Raw genomic sequence first — 22,992 nt, forward strand, 5'->3', positions numbered from 1 at the left:
TCTCGATGACGGCTCAGGCGGACGACATCACCGCCGCCTCTGCCTCTGCGGCGGGGATAGCGCTCTTCTTCGTCGCCAGCGCCAGTTCCTTCAGGGCTCCGAAATCGACCTTGCCCGAGCCGAGCAGCGGCAGCTTCTCGACAAGCAGGATTGTCTTGGGCAGCATGATTTCCGACAATCCGCGCGTGCGGGCGAAACGCTGCAGTTCGGCAAGGTCCGCCTCGGGGCGCTCGGTGATGAGCACGATTTCCTCGCCCTTGCGATCATGCGGCACCGAGGTCGCCGCCGAGGCGTGATGCGCCCATAGTTCGCCCGCCAGCGCCTCGATCGCCGCGAGCGAGACCATCTCGCCGCCGATCTTGGCGAAGCGCTTGGCACGGCCGGAAATGGTGATGAAGCCGTCATCGATCGTCACGATGTCGCCGGTATCGTACCAGCCGTCGATCACTGGCTCGAGCACGCCGGGCGCTTCGGCCCGATAATAGCCGCGCATGACATTCTCGCCGCGCACCAGCAGTCGTCCCCCTTCGTCAATGCCCTCGACCGGCTCGAGCCGCGTCTCGATGCCCGGCAGCGGCTTGCCGACGGAGCCGGGGCGGTTGGCCATCGGCGTGTTGATGGCGATGACAGGCGCCATTTCCGTGGTGCCATAGCCTTCGAGCAGCCGGATGCCGAACTTCTCCGCCCAGACGCGGCGCGTTTCGGGTTTGAGCCGTTCGGCGCCGGCGAAGACATAGCGCACGGAGTAGAAATCATAGGGATGCGCCATGCGGGCATAGCCGGCGAGGAACGTATCGGTGCCGAACAGGATGGTCGCGTTCACGTCATAGGCCATTTCCGGAATGATCCGGTAATGCAGCGGCGAGGGATAGAGCATCTGCCGCACGCCGGAGAAAAGCGGCAGCAGGCAACCCGCCGTCAGCCCGAAGGCGTGGAAGAGCGGCAGCGCGTTGAGGACGATATCCTCATGCGAGAAGTCGATCACGCTGGCGACCTGCTGCCGGTTGGCCTGGATGGCGCGGTGGCTGAGCGAGACGCCCTTGGGCAGGCCCTCCGACCCTGAGGTGAAGAGCACGACGGCCTCGTCGTCGATCGCGGCGCCCTTGCCGAAGGCGAGGCGAGCGACGAGACCGGGCGCGAGGCTTCCGGCGAGCGCGAAGAGCTTGCGGATCGCGCCGATCTCGCCGCGCAGATCCTCGAGATAGACCACGCGGCAATGCGCCGAGAGCGTTTCGGCGAGCGGCAGCAGGCGGCCCTGCTCGATGAAACGCCGCGAGGTCAGGACCAGCCTGATCTCGGCCGCGCGCCGCGCCGCGTCGATTCCCGCCGGGCCGGCCGAGAAATTGAGCATAGCGGGGATGCGGCCGGTCAGTTGCAGCGCAAAGAAGGTGACGACCGAGGCGATGGTGTTCGGCAGCATCAGGCCGACACGTTCGCCCGGCGCGCTCATGCGGGCGATCGACTTGCCGAGCGCGAAGGCACCCCGGACGATCCCCGTATAGCCGATGGGCGCGCGGGTGACGTCCTCCAGCACCGGCCGGCTGCCATGCAGGTGGCGGGCGTGCAGCAGGCTGTCGAAGAGTGGTTCCAGCGGCGGACTGGTCTCATAGACCATCTCCGTCATGATCGCCTGCAGATGCGCCCCGGCCTCGGCCCGGCGCTTCCGCCCGATCAGACCAGGGGTCAGCGCGATCGAGCGCTCAGGCAACACGGAAAGGTGCATTTCCGGGAACAGGCGGCGCCGGACCTTGCCCTTCAGGCGGGAGAAGATCGAATATTGGGCGCCGGCGACGCGGACCGGGATGATCGGCACGTCAGCGAGCGCGGCAATCATGGCCGGGCCGTCATAGACCTTCATCAGCGCGCCCGTGACCGTGATGCGTCCTTCCGGGAAGATCACGAGCCGGCGGCCTTCCTTGACCAGCTTCACCATCTTGCGGACGGTGAACGGGCTGGTCGGATCGACGGGGATCAGGTCGAAGAACAGGAAGGCCGGCTTCACCCACCACCGCTCGGCGATGAACTTGTTGATGGCGAAAACCGGCTTGCCCGGTAGCAGGCAGCCGATCAGCACGGCATCAATGAATGAGGTGTGATTGACGACCACGACGGCGGCACTTTCGCCATCGCCGTAGCTTTCAATGTGCTGCACGCGGGCCCTGAAGAGAAGCTGCAACAGGCGCTGGCCGAGTGCCTTGACGACCTCGTCAGGCACGAATTTGAGGCACACGCCGGCGGCGATGATATTGGCGAGGCCGAGCCAGAACAGAAGCTGCAGCGTCGTGACACCGGCGGCGAGCAGAACGGCGGCCGCGACCGTGCCGGCCACCATCAGCGCCGCATTCATGATGTTGTTGCCGGCGATCGCGGCGGAACGCTCATGCTCCTCCGAGCGCGATTGCAGCATGGCGTAGAGCGGCACGGTGAAGAGCCCGCCGCCGAACGCGACGCCGACCAGGTCGATCAGAACGTGAATGCCGGCGGCCGAGGTTACGAAAGCGCCGAAGCCGATCGAGCCATCGCCCACCAGCGCACCGAGGGCGGCGGATGAATGCGAGAGGTCAATCATGAAGCCGGCCATGACCAGCGCACCGATCGGCGTGTGACGCGCGGAGATCCGTCCGGCGAGCAGCTTCGAGGTCGCGGCCGAGCCGAGCGCGATGCCGACGACGAAGGCAGCGACGAGCAGGTTGGCGACGATCTCGTCGACCTTCAGCGTCTTCTGCGCGAAATCCGGGAAGATCGACATCACGACGAGGCCGATCATCCAGAACCAGGAGATGCCGAGCACCGCCAGGAACACCGACTGGCGCCGCCGGATCGCCGCGAAGGCCGCACGGCTGGAGCCGAGTAGCGAAAATTTGAAGGGGGCGGAGTTTGGGGCGGGCGGGGCCGAGGGCACGAACAGGGATGCGGCAGCGCCGATCAAGGCAGCGCCGACGAGGCCCGCAACCGCGATCCATGTGCCGCCCAGGCCGATCGTCAGCCCGCCGAACAGCGTGCCGAGCAGGATGGCGACGAAGGTGGAGCCCTCGAACAGCGCGTTGGCGGCAACCAGCCGCTCGCGGCCGACGAATTGCGGCAGGATCGAATATTTCGCCGGCCCGAAGATCGTCGACTGGACCGAATAGAGGAACATGCCGAACAGGGCGAGCGGCGCCGAATGGATCATGATGGCGATCGACGAGATGATCGCGAGCACGATTTCAGCGATCCGCGTCCATCTGACGACCAGCATCTTGTCGATCGAATCGGAGAGGCGGCCCGATACGCCGGAAAACAGGAAGAAGGGCAGCATGAACACGCCGCCACCCAGCGTCACGGCGACGGAGGAGGGCAGGCCGAAGAGATCGGCGCCGCCATAGGCCACCATGAAGCCGAATGCGCTCTTGAGCGCATTGTCGGCAAAGGCGCCGAACCATTGCACGATGAAGAGCGGCAGAAAGCCTGGCGTCCGCAGAAGAGGCGGCGCGGGGGCTTGAGCCTGTGAAACGTCCATATGCAATGTGTCCATGGATCGAGCCTCAGCCAGTTCGCGGTCTCTCGCAAGTCCGCATTTATTGAACGTCGTTTAATTCGGTAGCATCGTTTTGAACAATGTTCAATATGTGGTAGTTGAACCAACATCAGGCCGGTTTCGAGAGCGCCGGCCGAGCTGGAAGGTGAGATCGCCATGGCCCGTCGGAACGACCATGCCCCGGACGAACTGCGCAGGCTGGCGCGCGAGGCGGCCGGCGCCGTCGCGCGCGAGGAGGGGTTGCGCGGCCTGACTGTTCGCCGCGTCGCGGAGCGGATCGGCTACACGCCGGGCACGCTCTATAATCTCTTCGCCAATCTCGACGACCTGATCGTCCATGTGAACGGCGACACGCTGGACCGGCTCGATGCGGCGCTGAAGGCGGCCGGGGCCTCGCTGCCGGCCGAGCGTCGGGCCCGGCTCGTCGACGCCTATTTCGATTTCGTCGAGGCCGATCCGCTGCTCTGGTCGCTGCTGTTCGAGCATCGCCTGCCGGCCGGCGCCGAACTGCCGGATTGGTACAAGGCGACGCTCGACCGCCTGATCGACAATGTCGTCGCGGCGCTGGCGCCGCTGATGGAGGCGTGGCCGTCGCCAGAGGCAAGGCGCATGACGGTGGTCGCGCTCTGGGCCGCGCTGCATGGCATCTCGACGCTCGCCGTGTCGCGCAAGTTGACGCTGGTTGCCGCCGTGCCGCCGCGAGCGCTCGGCCATCTCCTCGTCGAGCGGATGATCGCGGCGGGACCCGCTCCCGCGTCGCCGCCACCGGTCACACTTTCGTGAGGGGCCGGAATCCCCTGATCGGCAGTGCACAACGCCTCGTCAATTTGCACGCCCAATGGTATTGCTGGCACATTGTCTCATTGCCAAACGTATTTCGACTTCGGGGGATTAGGTGCAGATAGCGGAGATCCTCTCATCGCTCGGGCGAACCAGCTTCTTTAATGGTCTCGACAAGGACGATCTTACCCGTCTGGCGCAGATTGCCCGCCTGTCGACTTATGGCGCCGATACATTGCTCTTCGCGCAGGGGGATGAATCGGATGGGCTCTATTGCGTCGTCAGCGGTATTGTCCGCATCTTCCTGACGGCCGACGATAGCCGGGAATTGACGATCCAGCTTTTCGAGGAAGGCGAGGTGATCGGCGAGATCGCGCTGATCGACGGCCTGCCGCGCAGTGCCGGCGCCGCGACGCTCACCGAATCGACGCTGATCTTCGTGCCGCGCCAATCCTTCCTGAACCTGCTCGACAGCTCCAACCGCCTGCAGCGCCAGATCATTCTGGGCCTTTGCGAGCGGCTCAGGCAGACCAACGACCAGGTCAACCGCGCGGTGTTCCAGGATTTGCGCCACCGTCTCCTGGTGCTGCTGCGCCAGCTTGCGCTGATCCATGGCCGGATCGAGCGCGATGTCGCCATCGTCGAGCTCGACCTGACCCAGGGCTCGCTCGCTCAGATGCTCGGCGCCAGCCGCGAGGCGGTGAACAAGCAGATCCGCGCTCTGACCAAGGAGGGGCGGCTGTCGATCGACGGCCATCGCATCCTGGTGCACCGCTCGGTCAAGGATAACTGACCGGCCTGTATGCAGGGGCGGGGCGGGCTCAGCCGACGAGGCGCTTGCGCATGACCAGCAGGTCGAGGCTGTAATCGTCGCCGAGATCGAACGGCACGACGTCGCTCGCCGCATAGCCGGTTGCGCGGAACATGTCGGCGCCATGTAGCGGCGGGAAGGCGGTCAGCCAGGCGATGCCGCTTTTGCGCGCGCTGGTCTCGGTCAGGGTCAAGAGGCTGCGTCCGATGCCGCGCCGCTGGTGCTCCGGATCGACATAGAAGCTCACCGCGCAGGGAACCTCATTGTCGCCGCTGCGGACCCGGGTCCATCCGCCACAGCCGACGACGCCGGCATGCGTCTCGGCGACATAGAAATTCGGGGTGCGGCAGAGCGCGAGAGTTTGTCTGAGATGCCGCTCGACGAAGCGCTTGATCTTCACCGGCCCGTACAGGTCTCGGCCGCTCGCGCAAAGCGCCGCCACCTGTATTTCCGCGAGACGCGCGAAGTCGGCCTTGTCGGCGGCACGTATTGCGATGTCGGCAAGTCCGAAATAATCGACGACCGTACGCGCATAATGCTTGAAATCAGCGGAATCAAACGACATTGCGCGCCAGCTTCTCCTCAAACGCCCCGCGGTATCAGCATAACGCCGCAGAATTGATTCGAGGAGTGACCGGCATCACAGCCGGCCGCCGGAGCGGCCGGCCCGCGCCGGAGATCAGCTGCGCAGCTTGGCGATCGCGCCGATCAGGCCGGCCGTCGATGCGTCGCGGTTCTCCGCGCCCGCCGTGCCCTCGATCATCGGCAGGATCTGCATGGCGAGCACCTTGCCCAGTTCCACGCCCCACTGGTCGAAGGAATCGATGCCCCAAATCGAGCCTTGCACGAAGACCTGATGTTCGTAGAGCGCAATCAGGCGGCCGAGCGTGAAGGGGTCAAGCCTCGAATAGAGGATCGTGTTGGTGGGGCGGTTGCCGGGGAAGGTCTTGTGCGGGGCGAGCCGCTCGACCTCGCTCGGCGACTTGCCCTCGGCGGCGAGTTCGGCGCGCGCCTCGTCGGTCGTCCGCCCGCGCATCAGCGCCTCCGTCTGCGCCAGGCAATTGGCGAGCAGCAGGCGATGGTGGATGTCGTCGGGCTCATGCGCATTGGCGGCGACGAGGAAATCGGCCGGGATGACGTCGGTGCCCTGGTGCAGCAACTGGTAGAAGGCGTGCTGGCCATTGGTGCCGGGTTCGCCCCAGACGAGCGGACCGGTCGCGGTCGGCACGGGGGCGCCTTCGAGCGTCACGCGCTTGCCGTTCGATTCCATGTCGAGCTGCTGCAGATAGGCGGCGAAGCGCTCGAGACGCTGGTCATAGGGCAGCACCGCCTTGGCCGGGAAGCCGAGCACATTGCGGTTCCAGACACCGACGAGGCCGAGCAGGACCGGCAGGTTGCGGTCGAGCGGCGCGTCGCGGAAGTGCACGTCCATGGCATGGGCGCCGGCGAGGAACTGCCGGAAATTCGCGCCGCCGATCGCGATCATGACGGGCAGGCCGATGGCCGACCAGACCGAATAGCGGCCGCCGACCCAGTCCCAGAAGCCGAAGATGCGGCTTTCATCGTCAATGCCGAAGGCCTTCACCTTGGCGATCGCCGTCGACATCGCCGCGAAATGGGCGCCGACCGCCGCCTCGCCGAGCGCGTCCACGATCCAGCGGCGGGCCGTGCCCGCATTGGTCATGGTCTCGATCGTGGTGAAGGTCTTGGAGGCGACGAGGAACAGCGTCGTGGCGGGGTTGAGGCCGGCCAGCGTGTCGTGGATATGCGCGCCGTCGACATTGGAGACGAAATGCAGGCGTGGGCCGTCATGATAGGGGCTGAGCGCGCGCGTCACCATGGCGGGGCCGAGATCGGAGCCGCCAATGCCGATATTGACGACATCGGTGAAGGCGCCGCCCGTACCGGCGATCGCGCCGCTGCGCACGCCCTCGGCGAATGCGGTCATGGCGTCGAGGACCTCGTGGACGTCCTCGACCACATTCTTGCCGTCGACGACATAGCTTTCGCCTGCCTCCGCGCGGAGCGCCACATGCAGCACGGCGCGGTTTTCCGAGACGTTGATCTTCTCGCCCGCGAACATGGCCGCGCGATGCTCTTCAACGCCGGCCGTGCGGGCCAGATCGAGCAGCGCGACCAGTGCGGCCGTGTCGATCCGGTTCTTCGAATAGTCCAGGGTGAGGCCATCGACTTCGAGGGACAGCCGCGCAAAGCGCTGCGGATCGGCTGCGAACAGGCCGCGCAGGTTCTGCGCCTCGACCCGGTCCCTGTGATTGCGAAGAGCGGCGAAGGCATTGGCGACGGCGGCCGCCGATGCGGCGGTTCGTGCGGCGATCATGGTGGCATCCTTCGAAGCGAGTGGGAGCTTTCCGACCACATACGATGCCCGCGACACTTCGGCAAGGCGAGCACGGCGCGACGAGATGACGAGGACACCCGGGCTGCTGCAAAGCGGAAATTCCTTGGAAATCAAGATTTGATCGACGATGCTCCCGCGGGGAGAAGATTCGTGCAGAGCAAAGCAGATACAGAGCTGGTCCGGCGCCAGAACAGGGGACTTGTACTGGAGGCGCTTCGCCGCTCCGGTCCGCTGGCCCGCGTTGAACTCGGCCGCGAGACCGGCCTGAGCCCGGCTACAATTTCCGCCATTACCGCCGATCTTCTGTCGGAGAACATCATCGAGACAGCAGCGATCGACGATCGCGCCGAGCGGCCGCTCGGCCGTGGCCGACCGCGTGTCGCGCTTTCGCTCAATCCCGAGGCGGCCTATGTGCTCGGCGTCAAGGTCTCGCTGAATGCCGTAACGCTGATCCTCTCCGACTATGCCGGCCATCTGCGCGATCGCACGCGCGTGCCGATCCCGACCATGGGACCGCAGGCGGTCAATTTCGTGCCGAGCCTGATCGAGACGATCCGCGATTTCATCAAGACCAAGGAGATCGCCGACGGGCAGATTTCGGAGATACCGATCGCCGTTCCCGGCGTGGTCGACACCACCACCGGCCGCCTGCTCTGGAGCCCGACCATCGCCACCGAGGTCGGGCCCGTGCCGGTGCCCGTATCCGAGGCGCTCGGCATTGCCGCATCGATGACGAACGACGTCAACATGATGGCGCGCGCGCTCAATTCACGCGATCCCGTCCGCTTCAGCGGCACGTTCGGCGTCATCTTCATCGCCTATGGCGTCGGCATGGGCCTCTATGTGAACGGCCAGCTCTTTTCCGGGGCGTTCGGATCGGGCGCCGAGTTCGGCCACGCCAACCACATGCCCGGCGGCGCGCTCTGCCGGTGCGGCCGGCGCGGATGCGTCGAGGCCTATGTCGCCGATTATGCCATCTACCGCTCGGTCGAGAACCTGCCGCCCGACGCTCCGCCCGCCGATATCGATCCCGATGCCGAGACGATGCGGCGGCTGGAGGAGCGTGCGCGGGGAGGCGAGGCGCGCGTGCGCGAGGCCTATCACCAGGCGGGGCTTGCGCTCGGCTATGGTGTCTCGCGCCTGATCGCGCTGATCAATCCGAGCCGCGTCGCCTTCACCGGTCGCGGCGTCGCCGCCTTCGACCTGATGGAGGAGGGCTTCAAGATCGGCCTGCGCGAGGGGCTCGTGGCCGAGCTCAGCCGCATGACGGAGATCGAGGTGTTCTCCGCCGAGGATGGTCTCGTCGATGCCGGCATTCTCGCCGGCGCGCTGCAAAGGCTCGACAGGGAGCTCTTCGCCGGGACGGACCATCGGCCCGTCACCCCGTCCAGGCCGCCGCGCCAGATCCAGCCCGGCCGCGTCGACGCTCCCTCGCAATAGCGCTCAGGCGAGCCAGCCCTTCAGCCGGGCGACCGCATCGACGATCTCGCTTCCGGCTCCGGCAAACGAGAAGCGGATATAGCCATGGCCCTGGCGCTGGTCGAAATCGCCGCCGGGCGTCGCGGCGATGCCGGCTTCATGCAACATGCGGCGGGCGAACTCGGCCGAATCGTTCGAGAAGCGGCGCACCGACGCATAGACATAGAAGGCGCCATCCACCGGGAAGATGTCCTCGAATCCGATCGCCGGCAGATGGTCGAGCAGGACACGCCGGTTGGCGGCATAGCCAGCCTTGATGACCTCCAGATCCTCCGTGGCGTCGAAGGCCGCGATCGCCGCGCGCTGGGAAAGGTCGGGCGCTGAAATATAGAGGCTCTGCCCGAGCCGCTCGATCGGGCGCACCAGCGATTCCGGCAGCACCATCCAGCCGATACGCCAGCCGGTCATGCAGTAATACTTCGAGAAGGAGTTGATCACGATCGCCCGGTCTGAAACCCGCAGCGCCGTCTCGGCGACGCCGTCATAGACGAGGCCGTGATAGATCTCGTCGGAGATGAAGCGAATGCCCAGATCGTCGGCAGCGATCACCAGCGCGCGCAGGGCCTCGGGCGTCATCATCGTGCCGGTCGGATTGGCCGGGCTCGCGACGAGCAAGCCGGCGAGCGGCTTCTCCCGGTGAACTGCCTCCAGCATCGCCGGCGTGATGGCATGGCGCGTCTCGGCGGTGGTTTCGATCTCGACCACTTCGAGGCCGAGCGCGCCCAGAATGTTCCGATAGGCCGGATAGCCGGGCGCGGCGATGGCGACTCGGTCGCCGGGATCGAAGGCGGCGAGGAACGTCAGGTTGAAGCCGGCCGAGGAGCCCGTGGTGATCGCAATGCGCGCCGGGGAGACAGTGATGCCATGGGTGTCGGCGTAATATTGCGCGATGCGCTGGCGCAGCGCCCGCGAGCCGAGCGCCTCGGTATAGCCGATCCGGCCTTCGTCGAGCGCGGCGCGGGCCGCATCAAGCACGGCGCGCGGCGCCGTTGCGCCAGGCTCCCCAAGCTCCATGTGCACGACATGATGGCCATGCGCCTCCAGATCTCGGGCGGCCGAGAGGACGTCCATGGCGATGAAGGGAGCGACGGCGCTGCGCCGTGATGGCGGGCGTTCTGCTGACGTCATGGTGATCCGCTCTTGATAGAAAAAGACTTGCTCTCGCCTCATTTTCTGCGCATCGGTCGGCAGAGGACGAGTGGTGCCGCTGGTTCATACAGAGCAGGCGCCTTCAGGGGAAGCACAGACGAGAGCGACATGCCGCAAACGACTTCGCCGGTTTCACTGGCTCGCCGTGCCACCGGCATTGGACTTGCGTTTTGTCTCGCCGTTTCGTCCGTCATCGCGCCGGCCAGTGCCCAGACCCGGACCGGCGGCTTCGTGCGCGATGCCGAGACCGAGGCGCTGATCCAGGATTACATCGTGCCGATCTTCAAGGTGGCGGGCATACGCTCCACCTCGGTTCAGCTCTATCTGGTCGCCAATCCGGCGTTCAACGCCTTCGTCGCCGACGGCCAGAAGATCGTGGTCAATACTGGCGCGATCATTGATTCCAAGGTGCCGAACGAACTGATCGGCGTGCTTGCGCACGAGACGGGGCATCTGGCCGGAGGCCATCAGGTGCAGTTGCGCCAGCAGATCGAGCGCGCGAAGACGCTGGCGACGATCGGCGGCCTGCTCGGCATCGGGGCGGCGGTCGCGGGCGCGGCGGCAGGTTCGGGCGATGCGGCGCGGGCCGGCGGCGGCATTGCGGCCGGTGCGTCGGAAGCGGCGCGACGCAGCCTGCTCGCCTATCAGCGCTCGGAGGAGATGGCGGCCGACCAGTCGGCGCTCGAATATCTGCTCAAGACCCACCAGTCGGCCAAGGGCATGATCACGACCTTCACGCGCTTCGCCGACAACACGCTGTTCTCGCAGACACGCATCAATCCCTATCTGCAGACCCACCCGATGCCGGCCGAACGCATCGAGTTGATCCAGCGCGAGGCGAAGGCGAGCCCCTATTACAACACCAAGGATTCCGACGCGCTGAAGGCGCGGCACAATCTCGTTCGCGCCAAGCTCTCCGCCTTCACGGAGGAGACGTCGCTGGTGATGCGGCGCTATCCGCCCGACGATGTGAGCCTGCCGGCGCGCTACGCCCGCGCGATCCTCGCCTATCGCACCAGCAATTCCGAAAGCGCGCTCTCCCAGGTCGCCGAGCTGGTCAAGTCGCAGCCGAACAATCCCTATTTCTGGGAATTGCAGGGCCAGATCATGCTGGAGAACGGCCGCGCGGGTCAGGCGCTGCCGTCGCTGCGCAAGGCGGTGGCGCTCGCGCCGCGCTCGGGGCTGATCAAGATCCTGCTCGGGCAGGCGCTGGTCGAGGTCGGCGACAAGAAGTCGGTCGACGAGGCGGTCAAGAACCTGACGCAGGGCCTGCAGATCGACCCGGACGTGCCGATCGCCTATCGCAGCCTCGCGCGCGCCTATGCGCTGCGCGGCGACATACCGATGGCCGATCTCGCTACGGCGCAGGGGGAGTTCTCCAGCGGCGATTTCAAGGCGGCCCGCATGCATGCCGAGCGGGCGCAGGCGGCGTTGAAGCGCGGCTCGCCGGGATGGCTTCGCGCCGATGATATACTGTCCTATAACCCTCCCAAGCCAAACTGACCGGCAGGCACGGACCCCGGGCCGCCGACGCGGCAGAAAGCAGAGATGAGATGATCAGGATTTCAATGGCCGCGGCGTTTGCCGTCGTTGCTCTCGCGATCATGCCCGCGCGGGCCGCAGGCTTCGACGCCACGCAGCGCGACGAGATCGGCGCCATCGTCAAGGAATATCTGCTGCAGCATCCCGAGGTCATTCGCGATGCGATGGTCGAGCTCGACCGCAAGCAGCAGGCAGCCGAGGCCGACGCCCGCAAGGAGAGCGTTTCCAAATATTCGGACACGCTGCTGAATTCGAGCCGCCAGGTCGTGCTCGGCAATCCCAAGGGCGACGTCACGCTGGTCGAGTTCTTCGATTATAATTGCGGCTACTGCAAGCGCGCCCATGCCGACATGCAGAAGCTGATCGACGAGGACAGCAATCTGCGCGTCGTGCTGAAGGAGTTCCCGGTTCTCGGACCCGGCTCCGAGGAGGCGGCGCGCGTCGCGGTCATCGTCAACCAGATCGCCCCGGAGAAGTACAAGGCTTTCCATGACGAACTGCTGATGTCGCGCGGCGAGGTGAATGGCGCCCGCGCGCTCGCGGTCGCCGCCGATGTCGGCCTCGACCCGGCCGCCATCAAGGCCAAGCTGAGCGAGCCCGAGATTGCGGCCACCATCAACGAATCCTACAGCCTCGCCCAGGCGCTCGGAATCAACGGCACGCCGTCCTACGTCGTCCAGAACGACGTGGTGATCGGTGCCGTCGGCTATGACGCTTTGAAGAGCAAGATCAAGTCGATACGGGCCTGTGGCTCGGCGAACTGCTGATTTTGCCGGTCTGATTCCTGGGAATCGAGTCCCGAGGCGCAAGCTTCGGGGCTTTTCCTTTATGCGGCGACCCCCTATAACCGGCCAACTTCGCCGCAGGCATCCTTCGGCACCAGGCCTTCTTCGGTTTTCGGCATAAGGCTCCGGCTGACACATCCTCCATGGCAATCTCCATCCTCGTCCTGAACGGCCCCAATCTGAACATGCTCGGCAAGCGCGAGCCGGGTGTCTATGGCGCCAAGACGCTCGGCGAAATCGAAGCCGAGACCAAGGCATTCGCCGAGACGATCGGCCTTGCCGTCGATTTTCGTCAGTCGAACCATGAAGGCATGCTGATCGACTGGATCCACGAGGCGCTCGGCCGCTGCCGCGGCATCGTGATCAATCCCGGCGCCTACACCCACACATCGATCGCCCTGCACGACGCGCTGCGCGCTGTCGGCCTGCCGACGATCGAGGTGCATCTCTCGAATGTCTTCGCGCGCGAGGATTTTCGCCATCATTCCTATGTTTCTCCTGTTGCGGCAGGCGTCATCTGCGGTTTCGGCCCGCTGGGCTACCGGCTGGCGCTGCAGGCGCTCCAGCCGCTCGTCGTCTGACGCCAGGAGAAACGGCTTCATGAAAGAACAAAGGGCATGACCATCAAGAAATCGACCATCGACCAGGACCTGATCCGGCAGCTCGCGCTCCTTCTGACGGAGACGGACCTGACGGAAATCGAGGTCGAGCATGCCGATCTCAGGATCCGCGTCGCGCGCAACCTGACCGTGGCGCCCGCCGCCTACCAGTTCCCGGCCGCAGCGCCCGTGGCAGCCGCAGCGCCGGTGGCCGCAGCACCCGTCGAGGTCAGCGTCGCGAACCATCCCGGCATCGTTCCCTCGCCGATGGTCGGCACCGCCTATCGTTCGCCCGAGCCCGGCGCCAAGACCTTCGTCGAGGTCGGTGATTCGGTCCGTGAAGGGCAGACGCTTCTCATCGTCGAGGCGATGAAGACGATGAACCAGATTCCGGCGCCGCGCGGCGGTGTCGTCAAGGCGATCATGGTCACCGATGGACAGCCGGTCGAGTATGGCGAACCTCTGTTGATCATCGAGTGAGCGCCATCGTGCCGATGTTCAACAAGATCCTGATTGCCAATCGCGGCGAAATCGCCCTCCGCATCCTGCGCGCCTGCAAGGAGCTCGGGATCGAGACCGTCGCCGTGCACTCGACCGCCGATGCGGACGCCATGCATGTGCGCCTGGCCGATGAGAGCGTCTGTATTGGACCGCCTCCGGCCCGCGACAGCTATCTGAACATTCCCTCGCTGCTCGCCGCCTGCGAGATCACCGGGGCTGAGGCCATCCATCCCGGCTATGGCTTCCTGTCGGAAAATGCCCGCTTCGCCGAGATCCTCGAGGCGCACAACATCACTTTCATCGGCCCGAAGTCCGAGCATATCCGGATCATGGGCGACAAGATCGAGGCGAAACGCACCGCGCAGCGGCTCGGCATTCCGGTCGTTCCCGGTTCGACCGGCGCGCTGGCCGACGAGGCCGATGCGCTGCGCTGGGCCGCGGAGATCGGCTATCCCGTGCTGATCAAGGCGTCCGCCGGCGGCGGTGGCCGCGGCATGAAGGTGGCGCGCGACGCCAAGGAACTGCCGGTCGCCTTCGCGACGGCGCGTTCGGAATCGAAGGCGGCCTTTGGCGACGACGCCGTCTATATGGAAAAATACCTCGAGAAGCCGCGGCATATCGAGATCCAGGTGCTCGGCGACGGCAAGGGCTACGCCGTTCATCTCGGCGAGCGCGACTGCTCGCTGCAGCGTCGTCACCAGAAGGTCTGGGAAGAGGCCGGCTCGCCGGCGCTCAATGACGCGGAGCGCGATCGCATCGGTGCGATCTGCGCCAAGGCGATCGGCGATATGGGCTATTCCGGCGCCGGCACGATCGAATTCCTCTACGAGAATGGCGAGTTCTATTTCATCGAGATGAACACGCGCCTGCAGGTCGAGCATCCGGTCACGGAAGCGATCACCGGCATCGATCTCGTGAACGAGCAGATCCGCGTTGCGGCCGGCAGCGGACTGTCGTTCCGGCAAGAGGATGTGAAGTTCGAGGGCCATGCCATTGAATGCCGCATCAATGCCGAGGACCCGCGCACCTTCGCCCCGTCGCCCGGTCAGATCACCTATTACCATCCGCCGGGCGGGCTCGGTGTTCGCGTCGATTCGGGCGTCTATCAGGGCTACAAGATCCCGCCCTATTACGACAGCCTGATCGGCAAGCTCATCGTGCACGGCCGAAACCGTGTCGAATGCATGATGCGCCTGCGCCGCGCGCTCGACGAATTCGTTGTCGACGGCATCAAGACTACGATTCCGCTGTTCCGCCAGCTCGTCGACGATCAGGACATCGCCGATGGCCGCTACGACATTCACTGGCTCGAGAAAAAGCTGGCTGTGGAGCAGTAGCGCCGGGCGGTCCGGCTTCGCCTTTCTTCCTGCCCCGCTTCGTGCAATCGTGCGTGGAGCTCGGGGGCAGGGGCGAGCGTTAGGCTGGTCGATTCGGTGCTGGCGGTCGCCGGTACCGGTCGGGTGGCGCGCTCGGAGGTCGATGGCGAAGCAATCAGATCAGGCGCATCAGATCACGCCGCAGGTTCTGCTGAAGGCCTATGCCTGCGGCATTTTTCCGATGTCCGATTCGGCCGATGATCCCGGCCTGTACTGGATCGAGCCGGAGAAGCGGGGCATTTTCCCGCTCGATGCGTTTCACGTTCCGCGCCGTCTCGCCCGGACGATCCGCAAGCAACCCTACGAGATTCGCGTCGATACCGATTTCGCCGGCGTCATCGCAGGTTGCGCCGGCAATGTGGCGTCGGATTACCGCGACAAGACCTGGATCAACCAGCGAATCCGGCAGCTTTATGCCGATCTCTTCGCGCTCGGCCATTGCCACACCGTCGAGGTCTGGCGGGAGGGTGTCCTGGTCGGCGGTCTCTATGGCGTGCGGCTCGGCGGCGCCTTCTTCGGCGAGAGCATGTTCAGCCACGCGACCGACGCTTCGAAGATCGCGTTGGTCTATCTGGTGGCCAGGTTGAAGGCCGGCGGCTTCACCTTGCTCGACGCACAGTTCACCACCGAGCACCTCGAGCAGTTCGGGGTGATCGAGATCGACCGTTCCGACTATCACCGCCGGCTCGAGGCGGCGCTGCCGATCGAGGCCGATTTCTACGGGTTGGCGGGCTTGGCCACCGTCGACGAAGTCTTGCAGTTGGCGAGCCAGACGTCATAGACGGCGTGGTCCACGGCGTGCAGGCCGGGGCTGTCGGCGAACATCCAGCCGGTGAAGATCCGCCGCACCTTGCGGGCGAGCGTGATTTCCTCGACTTCGACGAAGGCATCCGTGCGCGGCGGCTCGGTCGGCGGGCGCGAATAGCAGACACGCGGCGTCACCTGCAACGCACCGAACTGCACCGTTTCGTCCATATAGACGTCGAAGGTGATGATCCGGCCGGTGATCTTGTCGAGACCAGCAAACTCCGCCACCGGATTGGTGATCCGGTCGGCCAGCGCCGGACCAGCCAGCATCGAGCCTAAAGCTGCCGCGACGAGTGCGGTCTGAGCGAAACGCCGCGATTTGAATAATGTCATGTGTTCGCCGATGAAGTCCTGTCCGCCGTCGGTAGCGTGCTTAACACGCGATTTCGGCGGCGAAAAGGCGAGCCTTCATGCCGCGTCGATTGCGCGGTTTTGCGCAATCAATCGACCCTTGGCGGTTGCGTCGTTCGCCGGTCGGGTCCTATGATCCTGTCATGCCTTGATCGGAGCATCCTTCGGGATGGCACGGGCCGTCGCATCGCTGCGACGCCTTCCGGACGAGGCATGTTGGGAGGAGACGGCCCGCAGGGGCCGATGCGCATGAACCGACCATCACTCGAGACCTCTTTCTGCTTTGTGGACGATTCCCGTCGTCTGCTTTCGTCGTGGCGTGTTCCCTCGCGCCCGGCGACCGACTGCATCTGAAACCGGACCGGGCGCAGTATCGTCCGGTTCCCCCGCGAGAACGGACCCGCTCGTGGTCCGACGGTGATATGGAAACGTCCGCGCGCGGGCAGCCCCTCCTCGGCGTGCTGCTCAAGGTTATCTCGACCATCGCCTTCACGGCGATGGCGACGCTCATCAAATATGTCTCCGATCGCTATCCGGCGGGGGAGGTCGCCTTCTTCCGCTCGGCCTTCGCGCTGATCCCGGTGCTGGTCTGGGTCGGCTATAAGGGGCTGTTGACGACCGTCTTCGTCACGCCGCGCATCGGCGGGCACCTGCTGCGTTCGGTCGCCGGCGCGACCTCGATGTTCTTCGGCTTCTCGGCGCTGGCGCGCCTGCCACTCTCGGACGCAACCGCGATCGGCTATGCCTCGCCGCTGATGACCGTGGTGCTCGCCGCCTTTCTGCTGAAGGAGACGATCCGCGTCTATCGCTGGACGGCGGTGGTGATCGGGCTTTGCGGCGTGCTGGTGATCCTGTCCGGCTATGTCGGGGCGTCCAACGAACCGGATCGGAGCGCGATCGGCGCGATCTTCTCGCTGCTCGCCGCCTTCTTCGGTGCCCTCGCGGCGACACAGACGCGGCGATTGACCTGGGTCGAGCAGCCTGGAACCATCGTCATCTATTTTTCGCTCTTCACCGCCCTCTTCATGCTGATCACGACGCTGCCTTTCGGCTGGGTCATGCCGCATGCGGAGGATTGGCCGTTCCTGATCGGCTGCGGCGTCTTTGGCGGCATCGGTCAGGTGCTGCTGACGCAGAGCTACCGCTTCGGCGATGCCTCGCTGATCGCGCCCTTCGAATATATCTCGATGGTCTGGGCGATCATCGTGGGCTACTTCCTGTTCGCCAATGTGCCGAGCGGCTCGATGCTGCTGGGCTCGGGCATCGTGATTGCGTCGGGGCTGTTCGTGATCTATCGCGAGCATCGGCTGGGCCTGAGGCGCGAGCGCGAGCGGGCCGCCAAGACGCCGACAGTGACGGGCGCGTGACCCTGATACGAGGAGAGAGCAGATGACAGCGATCGCCGTGACCATCGCCGGCTCGGATTCGGGCGGCGGCGCGGGCATCCAGGCCGACCTCAAGACGTTCTCGGCGCTCGGCGTCTATGGCGCCTCCGTGATCGCCGCATTGACGGCGCAGAACACGCTCGGCGTGACGGCGATCCACGACGTGCCGGCCGCGTTCGTGACGGCGCAAATCGATGCGGTCTTCTCCGACCTCGCGGTCAATGCGGTCAAGATCGGCATGCTGTCCCATCCCGATGTCATCCGCGCCGTTGCGGCGGGGCTCGATCGCTATGACCAGCGCAAGGTCGTGCTCGACCCCGTCATGGTTGCGACGAGCGGCGACATGCTGATCCATGATGAATCGGTCGAGCTGATGGTGGCCGAGCTGCTGCCGCGCGCGCTCGTCATCACGCCCAATCTGCGCGAGGCGGCGCGTCTGCTCGGCACGAAGATGGCGATGAACGATGCCGAGATGGAGGACCAGGCCCGGGCGCTGCTCGCCATGGGCCCCGGCACCGTCCTGTTGAAGGGCGGGCATGGCACGGGCGCGGAGAGTTCGGATTTCCTGCTGACGCAATCCGGCGCGCACTGGTTCTCGGCGCCGCGCATCCCGACTCTCAACACCCATGGCACCGGTTGCACGCTTTCGTCAGCGATTGCGGCGGGTCTGGCGCGGGGGATCGAACTGGTGCCCGCCGTCGAGGCCGCCAAGCTCTACATTACCGAGGCGATCGAGAACGCCGACCGGCTCGACATCGGCAAGGGCCACGGCCCGGTGCATCATTTCTATCGGTGGTGGTGAGCGTCCGGGCGACGCCCGGCGGCTCTGGCCATGACCGCATTCCCATGAACGAAAAAGGCCCTCGCCCGCAAAGCAGGCGAGGGCCTTCTTATTAGGAAACGGCTCAGCCCTTGTAGGCGTGGAACGTCTGTTCCTGCTCGCCGAGGCCGGTAATGCCGAGGCGGACCTTGTCGCCGTCCTTGAGGAACTTTGGCGGCTTCATGCCCATGCCGACGCCGGGCGGCGTGCCGGTCGTGATGACATCGCCCGGATCGAGCTGCAGGAACTGGCTGATATAGCTGACCAGATGCGCGACACCGAAGATCATCGTCTTGGTGTTGCCGGTCTGGGCGCGCGTGCCGTTCACGTCCAGGAACATGTCGAGGTTCTGCACGTCGGCGATCTCGTCCGGCGTGACGAGCCACGGGCCGAGCGGACCGAAGGTGGGCGAGCCCTTGCCCTTCATCCACTGTCCGCCGCGCTCGGTCTGGAACGCGCGCTCGGAGACGTCGTGGCAGACCGCGAAGCCCGCGACATAGGAGAGCGCGTCGGCCTCGGACACATAGAGGGCCGTCTTGCCGATGACGATGGCGAGCTCGACTTCCCAATCGGTCTTCTGCGAACCCTTCGGGATCGTGACCGCGTCGTTCGGGCCGATGATGCAGTTCGGCGCCTTGTTGAACAGGATCGGCTCGGACGGGATCGCAGCACCCGTCTCATGCGCGTGGTCGACATAGTTCAGGCCGACGGCGATGAAATTGCGCACGCCCTCGACGATCGGGCCAAGGCGAACGCCGGCCGGAACGATGGGGAGGGTCGAGGGATCGAGTTTCGCGATCGTTTCGATCGCACCGTTCTTGAGCGTTTCCGGGGTGATGTCCGAAACGACGCCGGACAGATCGCGGATCACGCCGTCCTTGTCGAGCAGGCCCGGCTTTTCCGCGCCAGCGGCGCCGAAGCGTAGGAGCTTCATTGATTTTCTCCGTGTTGGCGGCCGGGATCATGGGCGAGCGATCCCGTACGCGCAAGTACCCTCGAGGACTTCATTCAGCAATGCAGCTTGGCTGTTGTGGAACAGATGCCGAGCCTTATCGATCGATAAACGTCAGCATTATTGACCTATTTGGTGGGCCGTGCCAGAAACGCCGACCAAATGGGGGAGGCGCGTCATGCAGACGCTTTTTGCTATGTTCGGCTTTGCACTGATCACGGCGTTCACGCCGGGTCCGAACAACACCATGCTGATGGTCTCGGGCGCCAATTGGGGCTTCTGGCCGAGCCTGCCGCATGTCATGGGCATCACGATCGGCTTTCCGCTGATGGTGTTCGCGGTCGGCATGGGGCTCGGCGGCGTGTTCGACGCCTATCCGGTACTGCACGACATATTGAAGTACGTCGCCTTTGCCTATCTGCTCTATCTCGCCTGGAAGCTCGCCAATGCCGGGCGACATGATGCGAGCGGCGCGCGCGTCGGCAAGCCGATGAGCTTCACAGCGGCGGCTCTGTTCCAATGGGTCAATCCCAAGGCCTGGATGATGGCGATCGGCGCCATGGCGCTCTACGTGCCGGCGGGAGGCGACGTGCTGCATGCCGTCCTGTTGCTCGTCCTGGTCTTCGCGTCGACGGCGTTGCCGTCCGCTTCCGTCTGGTGTCTCTTCGGCACGGGCATTGCCCGCTTCCTCGACAGCGAACGGCGCGTGGCAATTTTCAACGCGGTCATGGCGCTGCTTCTGGTCGTCTCGATGGTTCCGACGCTCCTCTAGGCGCCTGTCACAAATCTGTGGCTTCGCTCGGCTAAGCGATCAGCAATGGTCTCCTAGTCGAGGGCGAATCAAGATCATGTCGAGCGGTGCCGCACCACGCCATCTGCGCACGCTTTTCCTGTCGGATATTCATCTCGGCACGCGGGGAAGCCAGGCAGACCTTCTGCTCGACTTTTTGAAGTGGCATGACGCCGAGACGATCTTCCTCGTCGGCGACATTGTCGACGGCTGGCGGCTGAAGAGAAGCTGGTATTGGCCGCAGACTCACAATGACGTCGTGCAGAAGCTCTTGCGCAAAGGCCGGAAGGGTGCGCGGCTGATCTATCTGCCGGGCAATCACGACGAATTCCTGCGCGATTATCTCGGCACGCATCTTGGCGGCGTCGAGGTCGTCGACCGGATTGTCCATGAGACGGCGGATGGCAAGCGGCTGCTCGTCATCCATGGCGACCAGTTCGATGTGGTGGTGCGCCATGCGAAGTGGCTCGCCTATCTGGGCGACGGCGCCTACGAGTTCGCGCTCGCGCTCAACACCGTCGTCAGCAAGATCCGCCGCAAGCTCGGTTTCGATTACTGGTCGCTCTCGGCCTGGGCCAAGCTCAAGGTCAAGAACGCCGTCTCCTTCATCGGGGCGTTCGAGCAGGCGCTGATCACCGAGGCCCGCCGCGTCGGCGCCGATGGCGTCGTCTGCGGCCATATCCACCACGCCACGATCCGCGAGGATCTCGGCGTGCGCTACATCAATACCGGCGATTGGGTGGAAAGCTGCACCGCCATCGCCGAACATCATGATGGTCGGCTCGAGATTTTGCGATGGTCGGTGATCGCGAAGGATCTTCCCTACATAGTCGACGAGGAGCAGGAGTCGGAAGCCGATCAGGTCGCGGCATGAGCCGCATCCTGATCGCGAGCGACGCCTGGCGCCCGCAGATCAACGGTGTCGTTCGGACATTGGAGCGGCTCGTCCGCCATCTGCCCGAATTCGGCGCCGAAGCGATCATGCTGACGCCGGAGGGCTTTCCGACGGTTCCGTGTCCGACCTACCCTGAAATTCGCCTGACCGTCGCCGTTCCCGGCTCGATCGCGCGGCGGATCGAGGAGGTCGATCCCGATCATGTCCATATCGCGACCGAGGGGCCCATCGGCTTTGCCGTCCGCCGCTGGTGCCTGCGCCATGGCCGGATCTTCACGACCAGCTATCACACCCGCTTTCCCGAATATCTCGCCGCGCGCATCCCGGTTCCCGTCGAATGGACCTATGGCTTCCTGCGCGATTTCCATAATTCCGGCGCCGGCTGCATGGTCGCGACGCGCTCGCTGCAACAGGAACTGGCGGCGCGTGGCTTTCACCATTTGATGAGTTGGTCGCGTGGCGTCGACGCCGAGCTCTTCCGGCCGGATCGAAACCGCGACGTGCTCGACCTGCCGCGCCCGATCTATCTCTATGTTGGCCGCGTCGCCGTCGAGAAGAACATCGAGGCCTTCCTCGGTCTCGATCTGCCGGGCAGCAAGGTCGTGGTCGGCGACGGTCCGGCGCTCGAGATGTTGAAGCGCGACTATCCCGACGCGACCTTCCTGGGTTCGAAGGTCGGCGAGGAGCTTGCCGACATTTATGCCGCGTCGGATTGCTTCGTCTTTCCGAGCCGCACCGATACGTTCGGCGTCGTGATGCTGGAGGCGATGGCCTCCGGCCTGCCGGTCGCCGCTTTCCCCGTCACCGGGCCGCTCGACGTCGTCGGCGATACCGGCGCGGGCGTGCTCGACGAGGACCTGCGTGCCGCCGCCATCGCCGCGCTCGACATTCCGCGCGAGCGTTGCCGCGCGGTGGCGCTGCGAAATTCGTGGCAGGCGGCGACGCGGCAGTTCCTCGACAATATCAGCGGCGTCTATCAGTTGAGCTCGGTCGCCTGAGGGGGGCTTGCGGCCGCGGCGCGGGCTTGTTAGCCAAACAGCATGACCCCGACAATCGACGATGTCCGCGCCGCCGCAGAGCGCATAAGGCCTGAGGCCGTTCGCACGCCGCTCCTCACCAATCCGGCGCTCGATGCGCTGGTGGGCGGGCGAGTTCTGCTCAAATGCGAGACCCTGCAGCGGACTGGCTCCTTCAAGTTCCGTGGTGCCTATAATGCGATTGCGGCCTTGAGCGAGGCCGAGCGCGCACGGGGAATCGTGGCATGCTCGTCGGGCAACCATGCCCAGGGCGTGGCCGCCGCCGCCGCACTGTTTGGCGTCCCCGCAACCATCGTCATGCCAGACGAGGCGCCGCAGGCGAAGCTCGATGGCACGCGGCGGCTCGGCGCTACGGTCGTGACTTATCGCCGGGCCGACCAGGACCGCGACGCGATGGCGAATGCCATCGTCGCCGAGACCGGGGCGCGGCTCGTCCATCCCTACAATGATCCGATGGTGATCGCAGGGCAGGGGACGATCGGTCTGGAGATCGCCGAGGCTCTCGCCGAACGCGGCGAGCAGGCCGACGCCGTCTTGGTCCCCTGTGGCGGCGGCGGCATGTCGGCGGGAATCGGCCTCGCCATCCGCGCGTTGGCGCCCGCGACCGCCGTCCATCTGGTCGAGCCGGAGGATTTCGACGATTACGGCCGTTCGCTCGCGGTGGGCACGGTCCTCGCCAATCCGCGCTCCGTTGGCTCGGTCTGCGACGCGCTGATGGCGGCTCAGCCGGGCGCGATCGGCTTTGCGATCAACCGACAGACGGCGGCCGGCGCGCTGTCGGTTTCCGATGACGATGCGCTGCGTGCCGTGGCTTTCGCCTTTCGCACGCTGAAGCTCGTGGTCGAGCCAGGTGGTGCGGTCGGTCTGGCGGCTCTGCTGGCGGGCCGTTTCGACGCTCGCGGGCGCACGGTCGTGGTCGTGCTATCGGGCGGCAATATCGACCCGGCGGTGCTGACGAAGGCGCTCGCGACGGGCTGAGATCCTGTGGCTTGAATCGATTTTTGCCGATGGTGTGATCCGCGCCATTGCAAGCGGCCGCCTAAGGGACTAACCGGAG

At 65.3% G+C, this 22,992-nt stretch carries 21 protein-coding genes; 15 read left to right on the forward strand and 6 right to left on the reverse strand.

From position 1 onward, the window contains the following. Positions 1-13: 13 nt before the first annotated feature. The gene (locus QO014_RS02295) at positions 14-3,499 is read right to left on the reverse strand and encodes an acyl-[ACP]--phospholipid O-acyltransferase (RefSeq protein ID WP_266347024.1); all 3,486 of its coding nucleotides are present in this window, start codon (positions 3,497-3,499) and stop codon (positions 14-16) included. Between the two features lie 174 nt (positions 3,500-3,673). Here QO014_RS02295 and QO014_RS02300 point away from each other — a divergent pair, with 174 nt between their 5' ends. Together QO014_RS02300 and QO014_RS02305 are read left to right on the forward strand one after the other, a co-directional pair. Continuing rightward, a complete protein-coding gene (locus QO014_RS02300; protein WP_266347025.1) occupies positions 3,674-4,300 on the forward strand; it encodes a TetR/AcrR family transcriptional regulator in 627 nt (208 codons plus the stop codon). 112 nt (positions 4,301-4,412) lie between these two features. Then, a complete protein-coding gene (locus QO014_RS02305) occupies positions 4,413-5,090 on the forward strand; it encodes a Crp/Fnr family transcriptional regulator (protein ID WP_266347026.1) in 678 nt (225 codons plus the stop codon). A gap of 28 nt (positions 5,091-5,118) precedes the next feature. Here the strand turns inward: QO014_RS02305 and QO014_RS02310 are convergent, their stop codons facing one another. Then, positions 5,119-5,673 (reverse strand): GNAT family N-acetyltransferase, encoded by a 555-nt coding sequence (locus QO014_RS02310; RefSeq protein WP_266347027.1) that lies wholly within the window; start codon positions 5,671-5,673, stop codon positions 5,119-5,121. Positions 5,674-5,787: 114 nt separating this feature from the next. Beyond that, on the reverse strand, positions 5,788-7,446 hold the full coding sequence (gene pgi, locus QO014_RS02315) for a glucose-6-phosphate isomerase (protein ID WP_266347028.1): 1,659 nt from the start codon (positions 7,444-7,446) through the stop codon (positions 5,788-5,790). 171 nt (positions 7,447-7,617) lie between these two features. Here pgi and QO014_RS02320 point away from each other — a divergent pair, with 171 nt between their 5' ends. Next, positions 7,618-8,907 carry an ROK family protein gene (locus QO014_RS02320; RefSeq protein WP_266347029.1) on the forward strand — a complete coding sequence of 430 codons (1,290 nt, stop codon included), beginning with the start codon at positions 7,618-7,620 and terminating at the stop codon, positions 8,905-8,907. A 3-nt stretch (positions 8,908-8,910) separates the two neighbouring features. On the opposite strand, the gene QO014_RS02325 is transcribed toward QO014_RS02320, so the two are convergent. Further along, positions 8,911-10,074, reverse strand: coding sequence for an aminotransferase class I/II-fold pyridoxal phosphate-dependent enzyme (locus tag QO014_RS02325; RefSeq protein WP_266347030.1), 1,164 nt, complete (start codon positions 10,072-10,074; stop codon positions 8,911-8,913). Positions 10,075-10,203: 129 nt separating this feature from the next. On the opposite strand from QO014_RS02325, the gene QO014_RS02330 reads away from it, so the two are divergent. From QO014_RS02330 to aat, 6 genes are all read left to right on the forward strand, one after another. Continuing rightward, positions 10,204-11,598 carry a M48 family metalloprotease gene (locus QO014_RS02330; protein WP_266347031.1) on the forward strand — a complete coding sequence of 465 codons (1,395 nt, stop codon included), beginning with the start codon at positions 10,204-10,206 and terminating at the stop codon, positions 11,596-11,598. Positions 11,599-11,648: 50 nt separating this feature from the next. Continuing rightward, on the forward strand, positions 11,649-12,404 hold the full coding sequence (locus QO014_RS02335) for a DsbA family protein (RefSeq protein WP_266347032.1): 756 nt from the start codon (positions 11,649-11,651) through the stop codon (positions 12,402-12,404). Positions 12,405-12,565: 161 nt separating this feature from the next. Further along, positions 12,566-13,003, forward strand: a complete 438-nt coding sequence (gene aroQ, locus QO014_RS02340) for a type II 3-dehydroquinate dehydratase (protein ID WP_266347033.1) — start codon at positions 12,566-12,568, stop codon at positions 13,001-13,003. Positions 13,004-13,039: 36 nt separating this feature from the next. After that, a complete protein-coding gene (accB, locus tag QO014_RS02345) occupies positions 13,040-13,501 on the forward strand; it encodes an acetyl-CoA carboxylase biotin carboxyl carrier protein (protein ID WP_266347034.1) in 462 nt (153 codons plus the stop codon). Between the two features lie 14 nt (positions 13,502-13,515). Further along, entirely contained in the window at positions 13,516-14,859 is a 1,344-nt protein-coding gene (gene accC / locus QO014_RS02350; RefSeq protein ID WP_266347771.1) for an acetyl-CoA carboxylase biotin carboxylase subunit, read from the forward strand. 142 nt (positions 14,860-15,001) lie between these two features. Continuing rightward, positions 15,002-15,679 (forward strand): leucyl/phenylalanyl-tRNA--protein transferase, encoded by a 678-nt coding sequence (aat, locus tag QO014_RS02355; RefSeq protein ID WP_266347035.1) that lies wholly within the window; start codon positions 15,002-15,004, stop codon positions 15,677-15,679. Here aat and QO014_RS02360 read toward each other — a convergent pair. Beyond that, positions 15,616-16,038, reverse strand: coding sequence for a DUF2155 domain-containing protein (locus tag QO014_RS02360; RefSeq protein ID WP_266347036.1), 423 nt, complete (start codon positions 16,036-16,038; stop codon positions 15,616-15,618). The genes aat and QO014_RS02360 overlap by 64 nt on opposite strands. 440 nt (positions 16,039-16,478) lie before the next feature. On the opposite strand from QO014_RS02360, the gene QO014_RS02365 reads away from it, so the two are divergent. Beyond that, the gene (locus tag QO014_RS02365; protein ID WP_266347037.1) at positions 16,479-17,423 is read left to right on the forward strand and encodes a DMT family transporter; all 945 of its coding nucleotides are present in this window, start codon (positions 16,479-16,481) and stop codon (positions 17,421-17,423) included. 22 nt (positions 17,424-17,445) lie between these two features. After that, on the forward strand, positions 17,446-18,243 hold the full coding sequence (gene thiD, locus QO014_RS02370) for a bifunctional hydroxymethylpyrimidine kinase/phosphomethylpyrimidine kinase (protein WP_266347038.1): 798 nt from the start codon (positions 17,446-17,448) through the stop codon (positions 18,241-18,243). Between the two features lie 103 nt (positions 18,244-18,346). On the opposite strand, the gene QO014_RS02375 is transcribed toward thiD, so the two are convergent. Then, positions 18,347-19,195: a fumarylacetoacetate hydrolase family protein gene (locus QO014_RS02375; RefSeq protein ID WP_266347039.1), complete on the reverse strand. Its 849-nt coding sequence runs from the start codon at positions 19,193-19,195 to the stop codon at positions 18,347-18,349. A 196-nt stretch (positions 19,196-19,391) separates the two neighbouring features. Between QO014_RS02375 and QO014_RS02380 the strand changes: the two genes are divergently transcribed. The 4 genes from QO014_RS02380 to QO014_RS02395 all read left to right on the forward strand — a co-directional run bounded on the left by QO014_RS02380 (position 19,392) and on the right by QO014_RS02395 (position 22,913). After that, positions 19,392-19,985 carry a LysE family translocator gene (locus tag QO014_RS02380; protein ID WP_266347040.1) on the forward strand — a complete coding sequence of 198 codons (594 nt, stop codon included), beginning with the start codon at positions 19,392-19,394 and terminating at the stop codon, positions 19,983-19,985. Positions 19,986-20,061: 76 nt separating this feature from the next. Then, complete coding sequence (locus QO014_RS02385) at positions 20,062-20,877, forward strand: UDP-2,3-diacylglucosamine diphosphatase (protein ID WP_266347041.1); 816 nt, start codon at positions 20,062-20,064, stop codon at positions 20,875-20,877. Further along, entirely contained in the window at positions 20,874-21,896 is a 1,023-nt protein-coding gene (locus QO014_RS02390; RefSeq protein WP_266347042.1) for a glycosyltransferase family 4 protein, read from the forward strand. Before QO014_RS02385 ends, QO014_RS02390 begins: the two co-directional genes overlap by 4 nt. Before the next feature lie 42 nt (positions 21,897-21,938). Further along, positions 21,939-22,913: a threonine ammonia-lyase gene (locus QO014_RS02395; RefSeq protein WP_266347043.1), complete on the forward strand. Its 975-nt coding sequence runs from the start codon at positions 21,939-21,941 to the stop codon at positions 22,911-22,913. Positions 22,914-22,992: the final 79 nt, after the last annotated feature.

The sequence above is a fragment of the Kaistia dalseonensis genome, assembly GCF_030814715.1.
Classification (GTDB): Bacteria; Pseudomonadota; Alphaproteobacteria; order Rhizobiales; family Kaistiaceae; genus Kaistia; species Kaistia dalseonensis.

What these genes read in the sequence shown, in the direction of transcription:
- aroQ (WP_266347033.1), top strand. Translation starts at nt 12,566, where the DNA reads ATGGCAATCTCCATCCTCGTCCTGAACGGCCCCAATCTGAACATGCTC.
- QO014_RS02300 (WP_266347025.1), top strand. Translation starts at nt 3,674, where the DNA reads ATGGCCCGTCGGAACGACCATGCCCCGGACGAACTGCGCAGGCTGGCG.
- thiD (WP_266347038.1), top strand. Translation starts at nt 17,446, where the DNA reads ATGACAGCGATCGCCGTGACCATCGCCGGCTCGGATTCGGGCGGCGGC.
- QO014_RS02325 (WP_266347030.1), bottom strand. Translation starts at nt 10,074, where the DNA reads ATGACGTCAGCAGAACGCCCGCCATCACGGCGCAGCGCCGTCGCTCCC.
- pgi (WP_266347028.1), bottom strand. Translation starts at nt 7,446, where the DNA reads ATGATCGCCGCACGAACCGCCGCATCGGCGGCCGCCGTCGCCAATGCC.
- accC (WP_266347771.1), top strand. Translation starts at nt 13,516, where the DNA reads ATGTTCAACAAGATCCTGATTGCCAATCGCGGCGAAATCGCCCTCCGC.
- QO014_RS02375 (WP_266347039.1), bottom strand. Translation starts at nt 19,195, where the DNA reads ATGAAGCTCCTACGCTTCGGCGCCGCTGGCGCGGAAAAGCCGGGCCTG.
- QO014_RS02330 (WP_266347031.1), top strand. Translation starts at nt 10,204, where the DNA reads ATGCCGCAAACGACTTCGCCGGTTTCACTGGCTCGCCGTGCCACCGGC.
- QO014_RS02380 (WP_266347040.1), top strand. Translation starts at nt 19,392, where the DNA reads ATGCAGACGCTTTTTGCTATGTTCGGCTTTGCACTGATCACGGCGTTC.
- accB (WP_266347034.1), top strand. Translation starts at nt 13,040, where the DNA reads ATGACCATCAAGAAATCGACCATCGACCAGGACCTGATCCGGCAGCTC.
- QO014_RS02360 (WP_266347036.1), bottom strand. Translation starts at nt 16,038, where the DNA reads ATGACATTATTCAAATCGCGGCGTTTCGCTCAGACCGCACTCGTCGCG.
- QO014_RS02335 (WP_266347032.1), top strand. Translation starts at nt 11,649, where the DNA reads ATGATCAGGATTTCAATGGCCGCGGCGTTTGCCGTCGTTGCTCTCGCG.
- QO014_RS02385 (WP_266347041.1), top strand. Translation starts at nt 20,062, where the DNA reads ATGTCGAGCGGTGCCGCACCACGCCATCTGCGCACGCTTTTCCTGTCG.
- aat (WP_266347035.1), top strand. Translation starts at nt 15,002, where the DNA reads ATGGCGAAGCAATCAGATCAGGCGCATCAGATCACGCCGCAGGTTCTG.
- QO014_RS02365 (WP_266347037.1), top strand. Translation starts at nt 16,479, where the DNA reads ATGGAAACGTCCGCGCGCGGGCAGCCCCTCCTCGGCGTGCTGCTCAAG.
- QO014_RS02295 (WP_266347024.1), bottom strand. Translation starts at nt 3,499, where the DNA reads ATGGACGTTTCACAGGCTCAAGCCCCCGCGCCGCCTCTTCTGCGGACG.
- QO014_RS02395 (WP_266347043.1), top strand. Translation starts at nt 21,939, where the DNA reads ATGACCCCGACAATCGACGATGTCCGCGCCGCCGCAGAGCGCATAAGG.
- QO014_RS02390 (WP_266347042.1), top strand. Translation starts at nt 20,874, where the DNA reads ATGAGCCGCATCCTGATCGCGAGCGACGCCTGGCGCCCGCAGATCAAC.
- QO014_RS02310 (WP_266347027.1), bottom strand. Translation starts at nt 5,673, where the DNA reads ATGTCGTTTGATTCCGCTGATTTCAAGCATTATGCGCGTACGGTCGTC.